At 54.5% G+C, this 21095-nt stretch carries 19 protein-coding genes; 8 read left to right on the top strand and 11 right to left on the bottom strand.

Annotation, left to right across the window (positions count from 1 at the left end; all coding sequences use genetic code 11):
- Positions 1 to 13: 13 nt before the first annotated feature.
- The 6 genes from GE278_10325 to GE278_10350 all read right to left on the bottom strand — a co-directional run bounded on the left by GE278_10325 (position 14) and on the right by GE278_10350 (position 7573).
- Positions 14 to 2092 carry an ABC transporter permease subunit gene (locus tag GE278_10325; GenBank protein QLK61129.1) on the bottom strand — a complete coding sequence of 693 codons (2079 nt, stop codon included), beginning with the start codon at positions 2090 to 2092 and terminating at the stop codon, positions 14 to 16.
- Positions 2093 to 2175: 83 nt separating this feature from the next.
- On the bottom strand, positions 2176 to 3216 hold the full coding sequence (locus GE278_10330; GenBank protein ID QLK61130.1) for an extracellular solute-binding protein: 1041 nt from the start codon (positions 3214 to 3216) through the stop codon (positions 2176 to 2178).
- A 44-nt stretch (positions 3217 to 3260) separates the two neighbouring features.
- On the bottom strand, positions 3261 to 4577 hold the full coding sequence (locus GE278_10335) for an MFS transporter (GenBank protein QLK61131.1): 1317 nt from the start codon (positions 4575 to 4577) through the stop codon (positions 3261 to 3263).
- Positions 4578 to 4666: 89 nt separating this feature from the next.
- Complete coding sequence (locus GE278_10340) at positions 4667 to 6196, bottom strand: MASE1 sensor histidine kinase (protein ID QLK61132.1); 1530 nt, start codon at positions 6194 to 6196, stop codon at positions 4667 to 4669.
- Positions 6196 to 6819, bottom strand: a complete 624-nt coding sequence (locus GE278_10345) for a response regulator (protein ID QLK61133.1) — start codon at positions 6817 to 6819, stop codon at positions 6196 to 6198. Before GE278_10345 ends, GE278_10340 begins: the two co-directional genes overlap by 1 nt.
- 163 nt (positions 6820 to 6982) lie before the next feature.
- A complete protein-coding gene (locus GE278_10350; protein ID QLK61134.1) occupies positions 6983 to 7573 on the bottom strand; it encodes an aminoacyl-tRNA hydrolase in 591 nt (196 codons plus the stop codon).
- A 290-nt stretch (positions 7574 to 7863) separates the two neighbouring features.
- Here GE278_10350 and ychH point away from each other — a divergent pair, with 290 nt between their 5' ends.
- Positions 7864 to 8136, top strand: coding sequence for a stress-induced protein YchH (gene ychH / locus GE278_10355; GenBank protein ID QLK61135.1), 273 nt, complete (start codon positions 7864 to 7866; stop codon positions 8134 to 8136).
- Positions 8137 to 8253: 117 nt separating this feature from the next.
- On the opposite strand, the gene prs is transcribed toward ychH, so the two are convergent.
- The 3 genes from prs to lolB form a co-directional block, all read right to left on the bottom strand.
- The gene (prs, locus tag GE278_10360) at positions 8254 to 9201 is read right to left on the bottom strand and encodes a ribose-phosphate diphosphokinase (protein QLK61136.1); all 948 of its coding nucleotides are present in this window, start codon (positions 9199 to 9201) and stop codon (positions 8254 to 8256) included.
- Between the two features lie 197 nt (positions 9202 to 9398).
- A complete protein-coding gene (gene ispE / locus GE278_10365; protein QLK61137.1) occupies positions 9399 to 10262 on the bottom strand; it encodes a 4-(cytidine 5'-diphospho)-2-C-methyl-D-erythritol kinase in 864 nt (287 codons plus the stop codon).
- Between the two features lies 1 nt (position 10263).
- Complete coding sequence (gene lolB / locus GE278_10370; protein ID QLK61138.1) at positions 10264 to 10887, bottom strand: lipoprotein localization protein LolB; 624 nt, start codon at positions 10885 to 10887, stop codon at positions 10264 to 10266.
- Between the two features lie 296 nt (positions 10888 to 11183).
- On the opposite strand from lolB, the gene hemA reads away from it, so the two are divergent.
- From hemA to kdsA, 6 genes are all read left to right on the top strand, one after another.
- Positions 11184 to 12446 (top strand): glutamyl-tRNA reductase, encoded by a 1263-nt coding sequence (gene hemA / locus GE278_10375; protein QLK61139.1) that lies wholly within the window; start codon positions 11184 to 11186, stop codon positions 12444 to 12446.
- Positions 12447 to 12479: 33 nt separating this feature from the next.
- On the top strand, positions 12480 to 13562 hold the full coding sequence (prfA, locus tag GE278_10380) for a peptide chain release factor 1 (protein QLK61140.1): 1083 nt from the start codon (positions 12480 to 12482) through the stop codon (positions 13560 to 13562).
- Positions 13562 to 14392, top strand: a complete 831-nt coding sequence (prmC, locus tag GE278_10385; protein ID QLK61141.1) for a peptide chain release factor N(5)-glutamine methyltransferase — start codon at positions 13562 to 13564, stop codon at positions 14390 to 14392. The genes prfA and prmC overlap by 1 nt, the downstream gene beginning before the upstream one ends.
- Before the next feature lie 44 nt (positions 14393 to 14436).
- Positions 14437 to 14826, top strand: coding sequence for a siroheme synthase (locus GE278_10390; protein ID QLK61142.1), 390 nt, complete (start codon positions 14437 to 14439; stop codon positions 14824 to 14826).
- 2 nt (positions 14827 to 14828) lie between these two features.
- Complete coding sequence (locus GE278_10395) at positions 14829 to 15638, top strand: tetratricopeptide repeat-containing protein (protein QLK61143.1); 810 nt, start codon at positions 14829 to 14831, stop codon at positions 15636 to 15638.
- A gap of 93 nt (positions 15639 to 15731) precedes the next feature.
- Positions 15732 to 16586 carry a 3-deoxy-8-phosphooctulonate synthase gene (gene kdsA, locus GE278_10400; GenBank protein ID QLK61144.1) on the top strand — a complete coding sequence of 285 codons (855 nt, stop codon included), beginning with the start codon at positions 15732 to 15734 and terminating at the stop codon, positions 16584 to 16586.
- A 63-nt stretch (positions 16587 to 16649) separates the two neighbouring features.
- On the opposite strand, the gene dauA is transcribed toward kdsA, so the two are convergent.
- A complete protein-coding gene (gene dauA, locus GE278_10405) occupies positions 16650 to 18311 on the bottom strand; it encodes a C4-dicarboxylic acid transporter DauA (GenBank protein QLK61145.1) in 1662 nt (553 codons plus the stop codon).
- A gap of 272 nt (positions 18312 to 18583) precedes the next feature.
- Between dauA and GE278_10410 the strand changes: the two genes are divergently transcribed.
- Entirely contained in the window at positions 18584 to 19693 is a 1110-nt protein-coding gene (locus tag GE278_10410) for a diguanylate cyclase (protein QLK61146.1), read from the top strand.
- A gap of 70 nt (positions 19694 to 19763) precedes the next feature.
- Here GE278_10410 and GE278_10415 read toward each other — a convergent pair whose 3' ends face one another.
- On the bottom strand, positions 19764 to 21083 hold the full coding sequence (locus GE278_10415) for a c-type cytochrome (GenBank protein QLK61147.1): 1320 nt from the start codon (positions 21081 to 21083) through the stop codon (positions 19764 to 19766).
- Positions 21084 to 21095: the final 12 nt, after the last annotated feature.

The following is a 21095-nucleotide window of genomic DNA, read 5'->3' on the forward strand; positions in this document are numbered from 1 at the left end:
AAGCACTCCAGAATTATTGGCCGGTTTTGGCTTTTGAGCGGGAAATACGCGCTTCGCCAACCAGATAGTCAAAGATGAAAATGATCGCCAGCATGACGACGATAAGGATCGAACCGTAAGCAATCGCCACGCCGTATTCGCCGTCTTCCACGCGGTTGAGGATGTAGGCGGTGGCGACGCGGGTATCCGGCGTGACCAGAAACACGATGGCGCTGACGGTGGTGATGGCGCGCACGAAGCTGTAAATCAGCGCGGAGAGAATCGCCGGTCGCAGCAGCGGCAGCAGGATGTACATCACCGTGCGCATCGATCCGGCGCGCAGGCTGAGTGACGCTTCATCCAGCGATTTATCCAGCTGCCCCAGCCCGGCGATACCGGCGCGGATCCCCACCGGTACGTTACGCATCACCATGGAAATAATGACAATCGCCGCCGTGCCGGTCAGATAAACCGGCGCGCTGTTAAAGGCCAGAATGTAGGAGATCCCGGCAACCGTTCCCGGTACTGCGAAGCACAGCATGGTGCTGAACTCGATGGTTTTTTTGCCCCGGAACTGCTGGCGCACCACGATGTAGGCAATCAGCAGGCCAAATAAGGCGGTTATCGGCGCGGCGATCCCGGCATAGAGCAGGGTGTCGAGCAGTGAAGGCCATGCGCCATCGGAGAAGCCCTGACCGAACAACTTGGTGAAGTTGGCGAAAGTCAGCGTGTAATCAACGCCCCAGTTGACGGTGAAGCTGCCGTAGAAAATGCTGCCATAAAGCAGGGCGTTGAACGCCACCCACACCGCCAGCAGCGCGGTTACTCCCCAGACCAGCGTGACCGGCAGCGGCTGAACGTCGCCGCGTGACGTTTTGCCGGAAATGGTGACGTACGAGCGTTTGCCGATCCACATGTATTGCACGCAGAACACCAGCAAGGAAAACACCAGCAGGATGACGCCGAGCGTGCTGGCGGCCTGATAGTCCAGCTGTGCACCGGTAATGTAAAAGTAGATCTGGGTGGCGAGCACGTCGAAATTGCCGCCGAGCACCAGCGGATTACTGAAATCTGCCAGCGACTGAACGATGACGATCAGAAACGCGTTGGCCAGCGCCGGTTTGAGCAGCGGCAAAAATACGCGGTGGAAGGTCTGCCAGCGGCTGGCGCGCAGGGTATACGACGCTTCTTCCAGAGAAGGGTGAATGGTTTTGATTGCGCCGTCGAGGATCATAAACGCCATCGGGGTGAACGCCAAAACCTGTGCCAGCCAGATGCCGGTGAAGCCGTACAGCCAGTTGGTGTTGGTCAGCCCGAACCAGTCCGCCATGAACTCGGTGAGATAACCGGAGCGGCCCATCATCAACGTCACGCCAAGGCCAACGATAAACGGTGGGGTGACGATCGGAAGAATCGAAAAAATACGGCCAATCACCGCTGACCGTTTAGCGATACGCGTGGTGTAAATCGCCAGCACCAGCCCGAAGAAAGTACAGCCGATGCCGACGGCGACCGAAAGCAGGAACGAGTTCCAGATGACCCGCAAAATATGCGACTGACCGAGCACGGCCATAAACGCCAGCGGCGCGAAATCACCGGCGTCGTTAGTGAACATCGGAATGAAAATCGCAATGCTCGGATAAATGATGAAGACAGCGATCAGCGCGATGATGCAGATGAGTGAGCCGAGCACGAAGCGGTCACCGCCCAGCCATTCCAGTCGTGAAAGCGCCAGTGAGCAAATCGCGCCGAGTGCGATAAACATCAGAATGCTGCCGTAGCCCAGCCCGTGACCTGTCAGCGTGGCGCTGACAATCATAAACAGCGCGCAGAACACCGACCAGGCGGCGTCAAACTGATGACGGCGACGGGCTTCCAGACGCTGCGCATAACGCGGACGGAACAGCAGAACCATCGGCAAGATCAGCCACAGCAGGCTGAGATTGAGCCCCGACCAGCCGTAGGCAGCAAGGATTTCATCCGAAGTGGATTCGAGCAGACCGTAGTCCAGGCTCCATGACGGCAGCAGCACAAAAGCCGCCAGAATCAGCCCCAGCCAGCCGAAAACCGGGTCGCGGCGTCGGGTGTCAGGCAGGGTTAGTGAGTGAGACATAGCGTCCCCTTATTGAGAAAGTAAAAGGTGTTGGCGAAAATAATGCCCCTGCGCGTTAAGGCGAAGAGGCTAAGTGGTGAGCTTTATTGAGTCTCTTTGCCCATCTTCACTTCATTGACCCATTTGGTGATGAGTTCTTTACGCATGTCGGACGCGCCGTACTTGTCCATGTCGTAGTTGATCAGTTTTAGATCGCCCATTTTCAGCGAGTTCGGGGAGGTTTCTGCGGTGGTGTTGGTCAGGATCTGATAGGACTGGCCTTTTTTCCACGCCAGTTCCTGAGCCTCTTTGGACAGCGCCCAGTCGACAAAGAGTTTGGCGTTATCGAGATTGCGGGCGCCTTTCAGGATGCTTATGCCGCCGATTTCATAGCCGGAACCTTCGCACGGGGAGATCAGTTTCAGCGGTGCGCCGCTCTCTTTTTCTTGCGCGTAATCGTGCAGGAAACCAATGCCGATTGCGGTTTCGCCACGCGCAGCGTTACGGGCCGGGGCGATGCCGGATTTAGTGTATTGGGAAATGTTGGTGTTGAGCTTTTTCAGGTAATCGAATGCCTGGTCTTCGCCCCACAGTTGCGCGAAGGTGGCCAGCGCGGTGTAGGCGGTGCCGGAGCTCTGCGGATCGGCAATCTGAATTTCGCCCTTATAGATTGGATTAGTCAGGTCTTTCCAGCACTTCGGCTCGGGCAGGTTTTTCTCTTTAAGGCGGTTGGTGTTGACGCCGACCCCCAGAATGCCGATGTATACGGCGGAGGAGTAGTTCCCTTTGCGCTTGGCCGGATCCTGGAAGTTCGGCATGATTTGCGCGAGATTAGGGGATTTATACGCCTGCAGCAGATCCATTTCACCTGCCTGCGACTGTGGATCTAAAGTACCGCCGTACCAGACGTCCGCCTGCGGGTTTTTCTTCTCGGCTTCGACTTTAGCCAGCGTGCTGCCGGAACCGTTGCGGATGAAGGAGGTTTTGACGTCGTACTTTTCGCCGAAAGCTTTGGTTTCTTCTTCACACATAGCATTGGTGGCGCTGCAATAGACCACCAGACGGCCTTTAGCTTGTGCGGCACCGGTAAATGCGGTCATGGCGACGGCAGCGGCGAGGAGGGAGTAGGTGAGTTTGCATTTCATGATGTTTACCTTTTTCTTGTTATGTTGCAGGACAGAGAACCTTGTCAGTTATCCGGCGGAGCGGACTGTAATTCGCGTTTGCTGATCCCTGCCATCATCATCGGCATCAGCAGCAGCCCGACGAAGGCCGACGCCATCGTCAGTACGGCAAAAAATCCCGACCAGCCGTAATGTTGCATCACTACTGCCAGCGGCCACCCGGCCAGCGCAGCGCCGAGGTAGGCGAACAGGCCGAGGAATCCGGTCACCGTGCCCGCCGCGTCTTTGTGTGAATATTCCGTGGCCGCAAGGCCAATCAGCATTTGCGGGCCGAAAACAAAAAATCCGATGCTGAAGAAACTCAGCGCCAGCAGCCCGAAATGATGCACAGGTGCCAGCCACAGGGCGGTGACAGTCAGAAACAGCCCCAGTGAAAAAAGTAAAATCATCGGCGCGCGCTGGCCGCGAAACAGCAGGTCAGAACCCCATCCGGCGAACAGTGCACCGAGCAAACCGCCGAGTTCGAAAAGTGACAGTGTCGCGTTTGCGCTGAGCAAGTTGACGCCGTGGTTCTCCGCCAGCCAGATATTGCCCCAGTCGTTGAGCGCAATGCGGATCAGGTACACCAGCACGTACGAGACGCCGAGCAGCCACAGCGTTCGGTTCTGCAAAATCGTCTGGCGCAAAATCTGCATCATGCCCATCGGTGGACTTTGCTGTTCCTGCCGGAGTTCCAGCGGATCACGTCGCCATTCGCCTACGGTCGGTAAACCTTCCTGTTGTGGTGTCCCGCATAACTGGCGGCACAGCCACAGTCCGAGAACAATCCCCACCGCGCCGGGTACCAGTAACGCCGCCTGCCAGCCCCACGTTGCTGCCAATAATCCCGACAGCAGCGGAACCGCCGCGCCGCCGATGTTGATCGAGGTATTCCAGCAGCCCCACCAGAACCCGCGTTCGTTGCGCGAATACCAGTGCGTCAGCAATCTGGCGCACGGCGGCCATCCCCAGCCCTGAAAAAATCCGTTCAGTGTCCACACAATCAGCAGCGCAGTCAGCGAATGGCAGAAGGCAAACAGGATATTTAGTACGCCGGTCATCAGTAATCCGACGCCCATAAACCAGCGGGCTCCTGTGCGGTCGCTGTAGATCCCCGAGATAAATTTTGATCCGCCGTAGGCCAGATAAAATAACGTGCCGAGAAGGCCGATATCACCTTTGGTCAGACCCAGTTCCAACTGCATCACCGGCATGGCGAAGGTCACGCTCCGGCGGGTGAGGTAGAACGCGGCGTAACCGGCAACCATCGACAGCAATAAATGCACGCGCCAGTAACGATAGTTTTTATCCACATCGGTGGCGGATAACGGCGTTGCGGTCATGGTGTTCTCCAACGTATTGAGGCGAGTGTAGGCGGGTGTTTTGTCGGGCGGATGAGACAAGGTTTTAGATGACTAGGAATTATTCCTAGTCAGGGCGGTGTTCTTTGCAAATCTGTGGGCAACTTAACAATTATGCGCGTGCCATCCTGCTGGCTGAGCAGCCATTCGCCGCCCAGTGCCCGGACCCGCTCTTCAATTCCGCGCAGCCCGAACCCTTCTTTCATCGGTTGTGTGAAGCCAATGCCATTGTCGCAGACGTTCAGCACCAGCATGTTTTGTTGTTCGGTCAGGCTGACGCGTACCTCGGTGGCACCGGCATGCTTGTTGATGTTGTTGAGCAACTCCTGCACCAGCCTGTACAGGGTGAAAATCAGCGTATCGTCGGTAGGCACGCCCGGCAGCCGGTAGTCGAGCTGAAAATCGATGCCTTGCTGGGCGAAGGCAAATTCACCGGCCAGATGATGCAGGGCTTTATCAAGCGCCATTTCGTCCAGTACCGGCGGGCGGAGCTGGCGCAACAGCTGCCGCGTGGTGTGGTGAATACGCTGAGACAGTTCGCCGATCTGCTTCGCTGCAGCATGGGTGGCGTCACCGTGCTGGCTGCGGTCGACCAGCATCGCCTGGATTTGAATCGCGGTAATGTTCTGACCGATCTCATCATGCAGCTCGCGGGCAATTTCCTTGCGCACGGCTTCTTCGGTATGCACCAGCCGTTCGGTCAGCTGGCGGCGGGTGTGAAGTTCCCTCTCCAGCTGCAACCGGTAGCGGTTGAGATGCGATGCCAGTTGTTGCTGACGGCTGATGGCGATCCCAAGCCCGATGCCGAGCAGCGCCTGCGTCGAGAGAAACAGTTCCAGTTCCAGCAGGTTGTGAAACGCGCCGCTCATCTGGCGCGTGACGGTGATCATCAGGCTGCCCAGTACCGCTGCCAGCACGCCGCCTTGCCAGCCAAAGGCGTAGGCCATCACCACGTTGGGCAGAAATACCAGAATGATCAGCAGCCTTTCCACTTCGGGTGCCAGCGTCATTTGCAGACAAACGGCGAGGGCGAAGAACAATGAGCACCAGATCAGTAACGAGGTGCGCAGCGGCGGATCGGGGATCTCCTGCGCCAGCAGGTTTTGCAGATGTTGCTGCTTGAGATATTCGTAAATCAGATAGATGAAAGGCGTCAGCAGAATGCCGCCGGTGAAAGAGGCGAGCAGCGTCTGGCTCAGCGGTGAACTTAGCCACAGGCCCGGTATCACCATTTGCAACAGGCTATTGCCCGCCACGGCACCAAGCAATAGCAATAGCCGCTGCCAGTAAAGAGTGAATCGCCGCCAGAAAAACTGCACCAGCGCGGCGGGGATCAGGCTAAGGAACGGCGAAAGCAGAATAATCCAGTGCGTCTGCAATTGTTCGCTGTGCAGCCAGACGGCGATACCGCACTCGCCGGCCAGCATCGCCGGCCAGTATCGGCGGGAAAGCAGGGTCATCAGAGCCAGTCGCAAACCCTGCGGCAGAAGCAGCATTGCCTGCTGGCCGTTTTGCGTGAGATAAAAACTGATCGACCACAGCGCCAGCCAGCACAGGCTGTAGAAAATGGCGAGAAACAGCGTCAGGCCAACTCTGCGCATCAGGCGAGGAGGTTATGCAAGATGGCGAAATGCACCAGTTCGATGGTGGTTTCGCACTGGAGTTTTCCGAGAATATTGGCGCGATGGACGTGCACGGTTTTATGGCTGAGTTCGAGCTGTTCGGCGATCGCTTTCACGCTCAACCCATTGACCAGCAAGTCGAAAATCTCGCGTTCGCGCGGCGTCAGCGCCTGAAGTGCTTTCGGCGTTTGCTGGCTCTGTCGCAGCGCCAGCAGGGCATCTGAACAGAGATAACGGCCACCGGCGTGAACCGTGCGCACTGCCTGCACCAGTTCTTCCGGCCCGCAACGCTTGGTGAGATAGCCACCGGCTCCGGCGTCCAGCGCGCTTTGCACAAATGCCGTGGTGTCGTAAATGCTTAGAATAATGGCCCGGAAATCAGGTCGCTGGTGGCGTATGCGCGAAAGCAGGCTCAGTCCGCTTTCGTCGGGCATGGCAATATCCATCACCGCCACATCGATGTTCATTTTCAGCAACGACGACCACGCATTCGCCGCCGAAGTATACTGGCCGACAATCTGGATATCGGGCTCAAGGCCGAGTAACTGGGCAAAACCAGAGCGAACCACCACGTGGTCATCAATCAAAGCAACGTTAATCATTAGGCGTAACTGAATGTAAATGAGATTCGCATAATGCTCATGAATAGTTGCGGTTGGCAACAAAGAGCTTTGGAATTGCAGGACAGATAACGAAATTTGAGTTACGGCGGGTGGGCGTGGGGAGAAAAGGGCGCAAAGATTCTCTGCACCCTGTCTGAATGCGTTACAGCTCAGCTTTAAAACTATGCAGACGGCGCATGGTTTTTTCCAGGCCTTCTTTCATCAGCAGTTCCGTGCAGCGCAGCGCTTCGTCGATCGCATCGTCAATCAGCTTTTGCTCATTGGCCGGTGGCTTACCGAGCACAAATCCCACCACTTTGCTTTTATCGCCCGGATGACCGATGCCGATCCGCAGACGGTAGAAGTTCGGGTTGTTACCGAATTTGCTCTGAATATCTTTCAGACCATTATGGCCGCCGTTGCCACCGCCAAGTTTGATTTTCGCCAGCCCGGGAGGGATATCCAGCTCGTCGTGGGCGACAAGAATTTCTTCCGGCTCAATGCGATAGAACTGCGCCATCGCCAGTACCGCTTTACCGCTGAGGTTCATAAAGGTGGTTGGCACCAGCAGACGGACATCCTCACCGGCCAGAGACAGTCGCGCGGTATAACCGAAAAACTTACTTTCTTCTTTCAACTGCTGATTATGCTGGCGGGCGAGGAGGTCGACATACCAGGCACCCGCATTGTGACGGGTTTGGGCATATTCGGCACCGGGATTGGCCAGCCCGACAATTAATTTAATGCTGCTCACGGTTTTCGCTTCTTAATCTGGTGAGGTTTAGGCGCACAGTTTACCTGCCTGTCAGTGCCATGCCAAATAAAGGGCGGGGGAAAAGCGGTATATAGAGACAAAAATGAATAATGACTCTGGATAACTATTCACCCTCCGAACGTATATATCTGGAAAACGTAAAGTTTTGTCACTTAATGTTCTGTGATTGTGATCGTGGCCGCAAAGTGAACCGGATGGGACGTCTATAGTTAAGGCAGGAAAAGACAAGACAGCAATGATGCTAAATGAACGCTATCTGGAGGTGACATATGAAACGTAAAACCGCAACAAGACTGGGCAATGCCCTGATGGGTCTCGGTTTGCTCACAATGGTCGGTGGCGTTGGTTATTCCATTTTAAATCAACTGCCTGAGCTTGGGCTTCCGCAGTTCCTGGCGCACGGCGCGATAGGCAGCATCTTTATCGGTGCGATTTTATGGCTGGCCGGTGCGAGAGTTGGTGGCCGCGAACGTGTTGCAGATCGCTACTGGTGGGTGCGTCATTACGACTCACGTTGCAGTAAGTCTCATCGCCATTCCTGATTTAGCCTGAAGGCTGGATAAAAAAAACCGTTGTCGCTCACGCCACAACGGTTTTTTACATTTCTGAAGAATCAGAACATGTAAAACAAAACGCCCCTGAAAACAGGGGCGTGATGATTAATGCTCGAACATCGCAGAAATGGATTCTTCGTTACTGATGCGGCGGATAGCCTCAGCCAGCATACCTGACAGCGTCAGAGTACGGACTTTCTTCAGCGCACGAATTTCAGCGGAGAGCGGGATGGTGTCGCATACGATGACTTCGTCGATGACGGAGTTACGGATGTTTTCCACTGCATTGCCGGAGAAGATCGGGTGTGTTGCATAAGCGAATACGCGCTTCGCACCGCGTTCTTTGAGTGCTTCAGCCGCTTTACATAGCGTGCCACCGGTATCGATCATGTCATCAACCAGCACGCAGTCACGGCCAGCGACGTCACCGATAATGTGCATCACCTGAGAAACGTTTGCGCGTGGGCGACGTTTATCAATGATGGCCATGTCGGTATCGTTGAGCAGTTTGGCAACGGCACGGGCGCGGACAACGCCACCGATGTCCGGAGAAACCACGATTGGGTTTTCCAGGTTCTGTTGCAGCATGTCTTCGAGCAGGATTGGGCTGCCGAATACGTTGTCTACAGGCACATCGAAGAAGCCCTGAATTTGTTCTGCGTGCAGATCCACTGTCAGAACGCGGTCAACGCCAACGCTGGAGAGGAAATCAGCCACCACTTTCGCGGTGATAGGAACACGGGCTGAACGAACCCGGCGGTCCTGACGTGCGTAGCCGAAGTAAGGAATAACGGCGGTGATACGACCGGCGGATGCGCGGCGTAAGGCATCAACCATCACGACCAGTTCCATCAGGTTATCGTTAGTAGGCGCGCAGGTGGACTGGATAATGAAAATATCTCCGCCACGTACATTTTCGTTGATTTGCACACTTACTTCACCGTCACTGAAACGACTGACGGCGGCGTCACCAAGGCTGGTGTATAAACGGTTGGCAATACGTTGTGCTAGTTCCGGGGTGGCGTTACCAGCAAAAAGCTTCATATCAGGCACGAGAAGAACCTCAGGCTTGCGTCCAGGGAAGACATTGGCTTTTGGCACCACCGGGCGGTGAGCGGTACCAAAGCATTATGCTCACGAGAAAATAAAAATCTTTAAAACTTTAAATCTTGAATCTTAAAACAAAACTCGGTGTGAATAAGTTGTAGCAAGTAGCTGGCAAAGAACAGACACAAAACCGCTGTGACGCTCTACGCTTTGCCCGCATCCCTCAACCAGGTTTCACGAAAACGGTGCAAGGGCGAAATGTTAATGCCTTTCGCGACAAAACCCCGCATCCACGATGGGGCTTTGTCTAAAACGTGACGGGCAGCAGATTCGGTGTCGAATTCGGCAAACACACAAGCCCCTGTCCCAGTCAGTCTTGACGGCGCGTATTCTAACAGCCAAGAAAGTAGCTGTTCAACCTCGTAAAATCGTTTTCTCGCAATCGGTTCGCAATCATTTGCGTAAGGCGTGTTCAAAAGCACATTAACAGTGCGTTTTGGTGTATTTCTGGTCAGTTCAGGGTCGCCGAAAATCACCGGGGTCGGAATACTCACGCCGGGGTGAGCAATCAGAAACCATTTTTCCTGCGGTTCTACTGGTAGCAAAATCTCGCCGACGCCTTCGGCAAAGGCTGCATGACCCATCACAAAAACGGGCACATCGGCACCAAGCCGGATACCCAGCTGCGCCAGTTCGGCATCAGAGTAGCCACAATTCCACAACACGTTGAGCGCGATGAGCACCGTCGCCGCATTGGAGGAACCGCCTCCCAGACCGCCGCCCATCGGGATACGTTTTTGCAGAGAAATCTCCGCACCCTGAGAGACGCCCGCGTGTGACTGCAAAAGACGTGCGGCGCGCACAACCAGATTATCGTCATCCGCCACGCCGTCCGTTGGCGTGGTTAGCACGATGGCGCCGTCATCACGCACGGTAAAACTCAGGCTGTCGCCGTAATCCACAAACTGGAACAGCGTCTGCAGGTCGTGATAGCCGTTTGGACGCTGGTCGGTGATGTATAGGAATAAATTGAGTTTAGCCGGCGACGGCCATAATTGCTGCGTCATCTCAGTTTAGCGTCCAGTTATCCATTTTCAGCTTGATGCGTTGTTCGCCCTGCGTCATTTCCAGACGCTGAGGCAGGGAAGGTTTAGCGTCGTCGTCGTAGCTTTGGTAAACCACGGTGCCCGGTTTGCCGTTCTGCGTGAATTTCACCTGAGAAAGGCGGTACTGGCTGTCGAGGGTGAAATCGGTGCCATCACCCGGCAGGCCGAGCATCCACAAACGCAGATTATCCAGCGGGATCGACATACCGGTCAGCTTCTGGATCATGTCGTCTGGATTGTCGCTGGTGTAATGCTTGCCTTCATTATTGGTCAGCTGCGCCACGCCGCTTTGAACTTTCAGCTCCATTTCGGTGCTGCCTAGCGGGTTAGTCAGGAGTAAACGGTAGCTGTCACGGGAATATTGTTGCCAGAAAAAGCGGGCATAGACTTTTTGCTTATCAGAAAGATAAGCAAAAGAGCCGCGGGTCTGATAGTGGTCAAGCTGTTTGACCTGAGCTTCGTGTTCACGCCATTGCGCAGACGTCGGGCTGGTCGCCGGGCCTTTGGGCGTATTAAAAGAACACGCGGCAAGCACTAAGCTTGCAAGAGGGAGAAGGCGAACAAAATGGGTTTTACGCATTGGCATAACAGATTAAATCCTTTGTGCGATGGCGGAATGTTGTTTTGGTCAACAAAATGTCTCGATAAACCAAAAGGGCCAGGACAAATTCGGCGTGCGCTAGTTTAGCACAGCCAAAGCATCGGGTGTTCTCAACCCTGTGCTGATGATCGGTGATACCGCTGTTTTGGGACAATGCTGATTTGTAATTGGATTTAACCGATGATGCTGTACGCCTTTTATTGATCTCGCGCATCTTGTAGAATGCGCAGCAGACGTAAACCCATACTATTATAAAGTATAAGCCGATAACCGCTTCCCATATGACCCTGCTTGCATTAGGTATCAACCACAAAACGGCCCCGGTGTCTCTGCGGGAACGGGTAACCTTTTCACCCGAGACACTCGATCAGGCGCTCTCCAGTCTTCTCCAGCAACCGCTGGTGCAGGGCGGCGTGGTGTTGTCTACGTGCAACCGCACTGAGCTGTATCTCAGCGTTGAACAGCAGGGGAATCTGCAGGATCAACTGGTGAAATGGTTATGTGACTATCACCATCTTAGCGAAGATGAAGTGCGCAAAAGCTTGTACTGGCATCACGGGAATGAAGCCGTCAGCCATCTGATGCGCGTCGCCAGCGGGTTGGATTCGCTGGTGCTCGGCGAGCCGCAAATTCTCGGGCAGGTCAAAAAGGCTTTCGCCGAATCTCAAAATGGTCAGGCGGTGTCCGGTGAGCTGGAGCGACTGTTCCAGAAGTCCTTCTCCGTCGCAAAACGCGTGCGTACTGAAACTGATATCGGTGCCAGTGCTGTTTCCGTCGCGTTTGCCGCCTGTACGCTGGCGCGTCAGATTTTCGAATCCCTTTCAGAAGTCAGTGTGTTGCTGGTCGGCGCGGGTGAAACCATCGAGCTGGTTGCGCGTCATCTGCATCAGCATAACGTCCGCCATATGATGATCGCCAACCGTACCCGCGAACGTGCGCAGGCGCTGGCGAGTGAAGTGAATGCGGAAGTGATCAGCCTGCAGGATATCGACTCCCGTCTGGCCGAAGCTGACATCATTATCAGTTCGACCGCCAGTCCGCTGCCGATTATCGGTAAAGGTATGGTGGAACGCGCGTTGAAAGCACGCCGTAACCAGCCGATGCTGATGGTGGATATTGCCGTTCCGCGCGATATCGAACCGGAAGTCGGCAAACTGGCCAACGCCTATCTTTACAGTGTTGATGACCTGCACAGCATCATTCAAAACAATCTTGCCCAACGCAAAGCCGCCGCAATTCAGGCGGAAACTATTGTTGAGCAGGAAAGCTCCAACTTCATGGCCTGGCTGCGTTCGCAGGGAGCCGTTGAAATTATTCGTGATTATCGCTCGCGTGCTGATATTATTCGCGCCGACGCAGAAGCCAAAGCCATCGCAGCGATTGCGCAGGGCGCTGACGTCCAGGCGGTGATCCATGAATTAGCCCACAAATTGACAAACCGCCTTATTCACGCACCTACCCGTTCTCTGCAACAGGCAGCCAGCGACGGTGATGTGGAGCGTTTGCAAATTTTACGCGACAGCCTCGGGCTGGGTCAGCAATAGTTCCTCCTTTTCTCACAGGGTTAAACACCACGCATGAAGCCTTCTATTGTTGCCAAACTGGAAGCGTTACAAGAGCGCCACGAAGAAGTGCAGGCGATGCTCGGCGACGCCAGCGTTATTGCCGATCAGGATAAATTTCGCGGTCTTTCCCGCGAATACTCACAGTTGACCGCCGTTTCTGAATGTTTTCTGGCCTGGCGTCAGGCGCAGGAAGATTTAGAGACCGCCGAAATGATGCTCGACGATCCCGAGATGCGCGAAATGGCGCAGGACGAAATCAAAGACTGCAAAGCCACCATCGAAGAGCTTGAAGAAAAATTACAGCTTCTCCTTTTGCCGAAAGACCCTGACGATGAGCGCGGCTGTTTCCTTGAAATCCGAGCCGGAACCGGTGGTGACGAAGCGGCGATTTTTGCCGGTGACTTATTCCGCATGTATAGCCGTTATGCCGAAATGCGTCGCTGGCGCGTGGAAATCGTGAGCGCCAGCGAAGGCGAGCACGGTGGCTATAAAGAAGTGATCGCCAAAGTGATCGGCGAGGGCGCTTACGGCCAGTTCAAATTTGAGTCGGGCGGACACCGCGTTCAGCGCGTGCCTGAAACCGAATCTCAGGGCCGTATTCATACATCCGCCTGTACCGTGGCGGTGATGCCTGAAATCCCTGAAGCCGAAATGCCGGAAATTAACGCCGGTGATTTGCGTATTGATACATTCCGTTCATCGGGCGCCGGCGGTCAGCACGTTAACACCACCGACTCCGCCATCCGTATTACGCACATTCCTACCGGTATTGTAGTGGAGTGTCAGGACGAACGTTCGCAGCACAAAAACAAAGCCAAGGCATTGTCCGTGCTGGGTGCGCGTATCCGTGCCGCTGAAGTGGCCAAACGTCATGCCGAAGAGGCCTCGACGCGCCGTAACCTGCTGGGTACTGGTGACCGTTCGGACCGTAACCGTACCTATAACTTCCCGCAGGGCCGTGTTACCGATCACCGTATCAACCTGACGATTTACCGTCTGGACGAAGTGATGGAAGGCAAACTGGATGCACTCATCCAGCCGATCGTCCAGGAATATCAGGCCGATCAACTCGCCGCGCTGTCTGAGCAGGACTAATGGATTTCCAGCACTGGCTGCGTGACGCTACCGCGCGTCTGGCCGGGGGAGAAAGCCCGAAGCGTGACGCGGAAATCTTGCTCGGCTTTGTGACAGGCCGGGCAAGAACTTTCATTATGGCGTTCGGCGAAACAGAACTTACGGCTGAGCAACTTCAACAGCTTGAGACTCTGCTTGCGCGACGCGAGCAGGGTGAGCCGGTCGCTTATCTGACCGGCGAACGCGAGTTCTGGTCGTTGTCGCTCTCAGTTTCTCCCGCCACACTGATTCCCCGTCCTGATACTGAATGTCTGGTGGAACAGGCCCTGGCGCGCTTGCCAAAAGAACCGGTTCGCGTGCTGGATTTAGGCACCGGCACCGGGGCGATTGCGCTGGCGATTGCCAGCGAACGCCCGGACTGCCAGCTAACAGGCATTGATCTGCAACCCGCAGCGGTCAGCCTGGCGCAATATAATGCACGAAAGCTCGCCATCCCCAATGCACGTTTCCTGCAAGGCAGTTGGTTCACGCCGGTTGCTGGTGAAACCTTCGCGCTTATCGCCAGTAATCCGCCGTATATTGACGCCGCCGATCCGCATCTTGCGCAGGGTGATGTGCGTTTTGAACCGGCGAGTGCGCTGGTTGCCGATAATGCCGGCCTGGCTGATCTGGCTCATATTATTCGCAGCGCACCGGCGTATCTTCAGCAGGGCGGCTGGCTGTTGCTCGAACACGGCTGGCAGCAGGCGGATGAAGTTCAGACGTTGTTGCGTGACGCCGGTTATCAGCAGGTATCGACCGTAAAAGATTATGGCGACAACGACCGTGTGACGCTCGGGCAAAGGGCGTAAACGTCTAACCCTATAATAAATCCAAATATCCGAGGAAGCGGGCAATGACCTACGTCTGGATAAAAAATCTGCATTTACTCACCATTACGTTGAGCATTACGCTGTTTGTTTTACGTTTTTTCTGGAAATGGGCGGGTTCTGCTATGATGCAGAAACGCTGGGTGAAGGTCGTGCCACACGTTGTGGACACGTTGCTGTTATTAAGCGGTATCTCGCTTATCTTCATCACACACTTTTATCCGTTCAGCCCACAGGGAACCTGGCTGACCGAAAAGCTTTTCGGCGTTATTATCTACATCGCGTTAGGTTTTGTAGCCCTGAGCAAGCGCCCCGTTAGCCAGAAAACACGCTGGCTGGCCTTTATTCTGGCCCTGGGTTGCCTCTATCTGGTTCTCAAACTGGCGCTGACGAAAATGCCGCTGCTATTGGGATAACTATGAGTACCCTTGCTGATTTTGAATTTAACACTGCCCGTCTCAGTGCCGGAGTGATCAAAGTGACTGAATCTGTGCGCTTTGATTTCAATGCGGAAGATGTCCGCCGTCAGTTGAAACTGTTGGTTGATGAAGCGCGCAGCGCCGTGCCTGAAGATCTCGATCAGGATCAGCAGCTCGAAGTCCTGATTGAACTGTTTTATCGCACCTGGGGATTCGGCGGCGCGGGCGGTATCTACCGCCTGTCTGATGCTATCTGGATCGACAAAGTGCTGGCCTCCAGGCAGGGCACACCGGTCTCGCTGGGTGTGATTTTCCTGCACATCGCACATGAACTAGATTTACCGCTGATGCCGGTGATTTTCCCGACCCAACTGATCCTGCGCGCCGACTGGCTGGATGAAGAGATGTGGTTGCTTAATCCTATCAACGGCGACACCCTTAACGAGCATATGCTCAGCGTCTGGCTTAAGGGCAATCTCGGCATCACGGCAGAAATTGAAGACGACGATCTGGAAGAAGCGGAAAACACGGTGATCGTGCGTAAAATGCTCGACACGCTGAAAGCTGCGCTAATGGAAGAAAGACAGTTTGAACTGGCGCTGCGCGCAAGTGAAACCGTGTTGCAATTCGACCCGGAAGACCCCTACGAAATCCGCGACCGTGGCCTGATTTACGTGCAGCTCGATTGCAATCAGGTGGCGGTTTCAGATCTCAATTATTTCGTTGAACAGTGTCCGGAAGACCCGATCTCAGAGGTCATTAAAGTGCAGATCCATGCGATCGAGCACAAGCACGTGACGCTGCATTAATTTATCATTACCTTACGTTATCATCTGACGAATATTGAAAGCGCCTCTGGAGGCGATCGCAGATGAAAGATTTATCACTAAAAAGGCCAAAGCATGAAACATAAAGTGGTTAGCATTCAGGACATCAATGTCGCCAACGATCTGCCGTTTGTGTTGTTCGGTGGGATGAACGTACTCGAATCGCGCGAAATGGCGATGCGCGTATGCGAACACTACGTCACTGTGACGCAAAAACTGGGCATTCCTTACGTTTTCAAGGCGTCTTTCGATAAAGCCAACCGCTCATCGATTCATTCTTACCGCGGTCCAGGTCTTGACGAAGGCATGAAGATTTTCCAGGAGCTGAAGCAGGCTTTTGGCGTGAAAATTATCACCGACGTTCATGAATCCTGGCAGGCACAGCCGGTCTCTGAAGTGGTTGACGTCATCCAGCTGCCTGCTTTTCTGGCGCGCCAGACTGACTTAGTGGAAGCGATGGCGAAAACCGGCGCAGTCATTAACGTGAAAAAACCGCAGTTCGTCAGCCCGGGTCAGATGGGTAACATCGTCGATAAATTCAAAGAAGGCGGTAATGATCAGGTCATTCTGTGCGATCGCGGCAGCAACTTCGGTTATGACAATCTGGTCGTCGACATGCTGGGTATGAACGTGATGATTAACGCGACAGGCGGCCACCCGGTTATCTTTGACGTGACTCACGCCCTGCAAACCCGCGACCCGTTTGGCGCAGCGTCAGGTGGCCGCCGTGCTCAGGTCGCCGAGCTGGCGCGTGCAGGTATGGCGGTGGGTATCGCCGGCCTGTTTATCGAAGCGCATGAAGATCCGGCTCACGCGAAATGCGACGGCCCGTCCGCATTGCCATTAGATAAACTGGAACCATTCTTGGTTCAGATGAAAGCCATCGACGATTTGGTGAAAAGCTTCCCGGCACTCGATACCAGCAAATAATCTGGCGGTATCAGAATGAACAAAGGCGACCACTGTGGTCGCCTTTGTTGTTTACGGGGGCGCTTAAATCGCTTCCTCCAGCTTCCCGTAGAAACTGAGTTTCCCCTCGATCGGCTGCATTCTGGCACGGGCCAGGGTTTTCAGCGGCTGGAAGGGAATTTCAGCAATACGAAGTTCGGTGCCTTCCGTCAGGTTGTCGATGAAGTTACGTAATGCATTCACGCCACCGGCATCCAGCACCGCCACGCGATCCCACAGTAAAACGATCACTTTCTTGCCTGCGCTGCGTGACTGCAATTCGCTGAAGATACGTTCGGCGGCGGCGAAGAACAGCGGGCCGTTGATACGCATGACCAGCATATCGTGCGGCGTTTCGACAGGTACTTCCGTCAGGCGGGTGAGTTTAGCGATGCGGCGCATAAACAGCAGCGAGGCCATCACGATCCCGGCGGTAATGGCGATCACCATGTCGAACAGCACGGTGAGACTCATACAGGTCAGCATCACCAAAATGTCGTCTCTTGGCGCGCGGCGCAGCAAATCCACCACTTTATGCGCTTCGCTCATGTTCCATGCCACCATCAGCAGCAGTGCGGCCATCGCCGCCAGCGGCAGCCATGAAAGCCACGGCGCGAGCACCAGCAGGGCCAGTATCACCAGCAGTGAGTGAATGATGGCGGAAACCGGTGAGGTCGCCCCCGCGCGAACGTTCGCCGCCGAGCGGGCAATGGCCGCTGTCGCGGTGATCCCGCCAAAGAACGGACTGACGATATTACCGATACCCTGACCGATCAGTTCATTGTCCGAGTGGTGTTTTTTACCGGTCATACCATCGAGCACGACGGCGCACAGCAGCGATTCGATCGCGCCAAGAATCGCCATGGAAAAGGCTGCGGGTAACAGCGCCTGCACCAGCGACCAGCTTAGTCCGCTGCCCTGATTCCAGGGCAGCGTGAACTGCGGCAGGATCGCCGGAATGCCGTTTCCCTGTGAGCCATCAGGCAGAAGATAATGAAAGCGCGAGCCGATAGTGGCCACCGGATGTCCGGCCTGCATGAAAATTGCCATTACCGCGCAACCCGCCAGTAAAGCCGGAAGATGCCCTGGAACACGCAACCCCAGTTTCGGCCAGAAGATCAACACGCCGAGCGTCACGATACCAATGGCCGCATCGCCGAAATCCAGCGTCGGCATGGCCATCACCAGCGCCGCGACTTTACTCAGATAGTGCTCCGGTACCGTCGCCATCGTCAGCCCAAAGAAGTCTTTGAACTGCATGGTGCCGATAGTGATCGCAATCCCTGAGGTAAAACCGAGTGTGACCGGCAGCGGAATGTATTCAATAAGCCGGCCAAAGCGCGCCATCCCCATCAGCAGGAGAATGAAACCGGACATCAGCGTCGCCAGTAATAAACCGGACAGGCCAAACTGTTGTGAAACCGGAAAGAGGATCACCACAAACGCGGCGGTCGGGCCGGAAACGCTGAAGCGGGAACCGCCGCAAATGGCGATCACGATCCCTGCAATCGCTGACGTATAAAGGCCGTATTGCGGTGGAACACCGCTGGCAATCGCCAGTGCCATGGCGAGTGGGATTGCGATAATCCCGACAGTGACGCCGGCAATGGCATCTTTGAGCAGACGTGGGAGAGAGTATTTTTCATGGAGACAGGCATCAATCAGAGCACTGAAAAGCCTGATACGGCGACTTCCTGAGGTATTCATACGGCGTAAACCACCTGACGAAAAAGGATTGAAAAGAACACGGGGCATCCATTTCCCGAAAACACTAGCTTACGCCGATCCTCCTGACGTCATCTAGATGTAAATCAAGGAGTGGCAAAGCTCAGGCCTGTAACCTGTGCGCCAGTTTAATTCCCGGCAATGTGACACGTCCCGCTATATTTAACTGTCGGGAACAATCAAGGCATTGATCATCTATATTTAAGTTAAAACCTGTAATTTGGAGAGAAAAGCGTGAGGGGACGCATTTATCTATGCCGGATATATTAACGCTCAATAGCTTGTATGCGGATATTTGTGTTACGTATGCCACGCTGTCGATCATCTTTTTTGTCCTGAGCCGCAGCGAACCCTTCACCTTTAAAGGAGCGCACTGGAAACGCATTGTCTTTGGCATAGTGGCGGGATTTACGGCCCTGTATTTGCGTGGCAATCGTCTGATTCTTGTCGACGACCTATCATTTAGCTTCGAAATGCTGCCGATGATTTTGGTGACCTTTTTTGGTGGCTGGCTCAGCGGGCTGTGCAGTTTTATTGTGGCGTTTTTTTTCAGCGGCATGTTCACCCTCAATAATCTGTTTATCGCCATTATTCTTTGTACGCTGTTCACTTTCCGCGTCTGGCGCAGACGCAAACACCGCGAACTCTATATCACCATTATTCTGGTCGGGATTTTCCGCCTGGCGCTGGTATCGAGTATTCATGGGATTTACGTTCCCTGGTCAGAACTGATTTTTTATCAGGCAATTGCCGCCGGTTGTATGATCCTCTGTTATCACGCGCTGAATTATAAAGAGATGTACATGAGCAAAGTCTTCACCATTCGCGTGAAGGCGGCCACTGATGAACTGACGCAAATCAATAATCGCGCCAGCATCGATTACTGGCTGGCACAGCGGCAGATCCAGCGCGAAGCTTGCGGGCTGATCCTGCTGGATATCGATAACTTTAAGCACGTCAATGACACACTCGGGCATCTGGCCGGTGACCGGGTTTTGATAGAAGTGGGGCGGTTATTACGGCATTTGACGCGCAATGATGATTTTGCCGGGCGCTACGGTGGCGAAGAGTTTCTGGTAATGACATCGACTTATGACCCTGAAACGTTGCTGGTGATTGCCGAACGTATCCGTAAAGAAGTCGAGGAGTGCACCATTATTCTTGAGGATGGAAGGGAGTTAAAAGTGACGGTGTCACTTGGTGTATCGCTGTATCTGCCGGGCATGATCATCCGTAAGTCGCTGAAACTGGCTGATTTGTCCTTATACGAAGCTAAGCGGCAAGGGAAAAATCGTGTCGTCGGCAGTTCAATTCTGACACTGGCAACGCTGGGGAACAAAAGTCATCATCCCCGATTTCCCTGAGAATGAAAAAGAAAAGGAGCCGATCATCAGCTCCTTTTTACAAGTGTGCGTGCGTGACTTCAGTGCACGATTACTTCTGCGTGCCTTCCTCAATCTTTGGCGGAGAGGTCAGTTCTGCGGCTTTTCGCATTTCCCCGACGTCCTTCGCCGTGGCCGTTGCTGCCGCCGGATTACCAAACTGTTTGCTGACGTAGTTACTCAGCGTGGCAATCTGCTCGTCGTCCAGCTGGTTAGCGAACGACGGCATCATCACTTCACCTTTATCCATGTGGCGCTGTACGCCATTGAGGATCACCGATAACTGATTACGGTTGTCATAAGAGCCGGTGCTGGAATGGCTGAACAGTGACGGATAAGCGTGGAACCCTTCGCCAATTCCTTCGCCGCCTTTGCCGTGACACGCGGCGCAGCTGGCGTTGAACAGCGCTGCCGCAGATTTATCCATCGACAGACCCTGTGCGCGTACCCCGTACACATCGGGATCTTTCTGACCCCATTCATCGCGCGGTTTGGTTTGCTTATCATCACCCACCGGCGGAACCGAACGGATGTAGGTGGCGATGGCGTTCAGATCACTGTCCGAAAGATGTTGCAGGCTGTGTTCGATGGCTTCACCCATCGCCCCGGACGCCGAGGCTTTCCCGGCAACAAAACCGGTTTTCAGGTAAGTCACCAGCTCATCCTGTGACCAGTTGCCAATTCCGGCATTTTTATCCGGGGTGATATTAAACGCCACCCAGGATCCCAGATCTCCGCCTGAAAAGGCTTTGTCGGTATCCATGCCCATGGTCAGCGTGCGCGGTGTGTGGCAGGTACCGCAGTGCTCAAGCGCTTCCACCAGATAGGCGCCCCGGTTCCAGTCTGCGGATTTTGATGGATCGTTTTTCAGCTCACCTTTATCGAAGTTAAACCATTTCCAGACGTGCATGCCCCAGCGCTGGTTGAAAGGGAACGACAAATCAGTCTGCGGCCCGGCTGAGTGTACCGCCGGTTGTGACATCAGATAGGCTTTGATTGCTATCACGTCTTCACGTTTCATTTTGGTAAATGAGTCATACGGCATGGCCGGATACAGTTGCTGACCGTCTTTGCCCACGCCTTCGCGTACCGCGCGTACAAATTCATCATCCGTCCAGTTGCCGATACCAAACTCTTTATCGGATGAAATATTCGTGCCGTAAATCACCCCAAAAGGGGATGCCAGCGGATAACCGCCGCCAAATTTAGCGGTTTTATCCGCACCCGGTGCGGTATGACAGGCAGTACAGTCACCGGCGATCGCCAGATATTCCCCGCGTTTAATCTGCGCGGCATGGTCAGGCGCATCTGCTGCCCAGACGCTGGTTGCCACCATTAACGGCAGCATCGCCAGCATGAAATTCATTTTCATTGCTCAATCCTC

Source organism: Enterobacteriaceae bacterium Kacie_13 (genome assembly GCA_013457415.1).
In the GTDB taxonomy this organism is placed as follows: Bacteria; Pseudomonadota; Gammaproteobacteria; order Enterobacterales; family Enterobacteriaceae; genus Rahnella.

Excerpts from the sequence above, each read along its gene's own strand:
- GE278_10395 (QLK61143.1), top strand. The coding sequence starts at position 14,829 with ATGAGTACCCTTGCTGATTTTGAATTTAACACTGCCCGTCTCAGTGCC.
- GE278_10330 (QLK61130.1), bottom strand. The coding sequence starts at position 3,216 with ATGAAATGCAAACTCACCTACTCCCTCCTCGCCGCTGCCGTCGCCATG.
- hemA (QLK61139.1), top strand. The coding sequence starts at position 11,184 with ATGACCCTGCTTGCATTAGGTATCAACCACAAAACGGCCCCGGTGTCT.
- GE278_10325 (QLK61129.1), bottom strand. The coding sequence starts at position 2,092 with ATGTCTCACTCACTAACCCTGCCTGACACCCGACGCCGCGACCCGGTT.
- dauA (QLK61145.1), bottom strand. The coding sequence starts at position 18,311 with ATGAATACCTCAGGAAGTCGCCGTATCAGGCTTTTCAGTGCTCTGATT.
- GE278_10415 (QLK61147.1), bottom strand. The coding sequence starts at position 21,083 with ATGAAAATGAATTTCATGCTGGCGATGCTGCCGTTAATGGTGGCAACC.
- GE278_10390 (QLK61142.1), top strand. The coding sequence starts at position 14,437 with ATGACCTACGTCTGGATAAAAAATCTGCATTTACTCACCATTACGTTG.
- ychH (QLK61135.1), top strand. The coding sequence starts at position 7,864 with ATGAAACGTAAAACCGCAACAAGACTGGGCAATGCCCTGATGGGTCTC.
- prfA (QLK61140.1), top strand. The coding sequence starts at position 12,480 with ATGAAGCCTTCTATTGTTGCCAAACTGGAAGCGTTACAAGAGCGCCAC.
- kdsA (QLK61144.1), top strand. The coding sequence starts at position 15,732 with ATGAAACATAAAGTGGTTAGCATTCAGGACATCAATGTCGCCAACGAT.
- GE278_10335 (QLK61131.1), bottom strand. The coding sequence starts at position 4,577 with ATGACCGCAACGCCGTTATCCGCCACCGATGTGGATAAAAACTATCGT.
- lolB (QLK61138.1), bottom strand. The coding sequence starts at position 10,887 with ATGCCAATGCGTAAAACCCATTTTGTTCGCCTTCTCCCTCTTGCAAGC.
- GE278_10340 (QLK61132.1), bottom strand. The coding sequence starts at position 6,196 with ATGCGCAGAGTTGGCCTGACGCTGTTTCTCGCCATTTTCTACAGCCTG.
- ispE (QLK61137.1), bottom strand. The coding sequence starts at position 10,262 with ATGACGCAGCAATTATGGCCGTCGCCGGCTAAACTCAATTTATTCCTA.
- GE278_10410 (QLK61146.1), top strand. The coding sequence starts at position 18,584 with ATGCCGGATATATTAACGCTCAATAGCTTGTATGCGGATATTTGTGTT.
- prmC (QLK61141.1), top strand. The coding sequence starts at position 13,562 with ATGGATTTCCAGCACTGGCTGCGTGACGCTACCGCGCGTCTGGCCGGG.
- GE278_10345 (QLK61133.1), bottom strand. The coding sequence starts at position 6,819 with ATGATTAACGTTGCTTTGATTGATGACCACGTGGTGGTTCGCTCTGGT.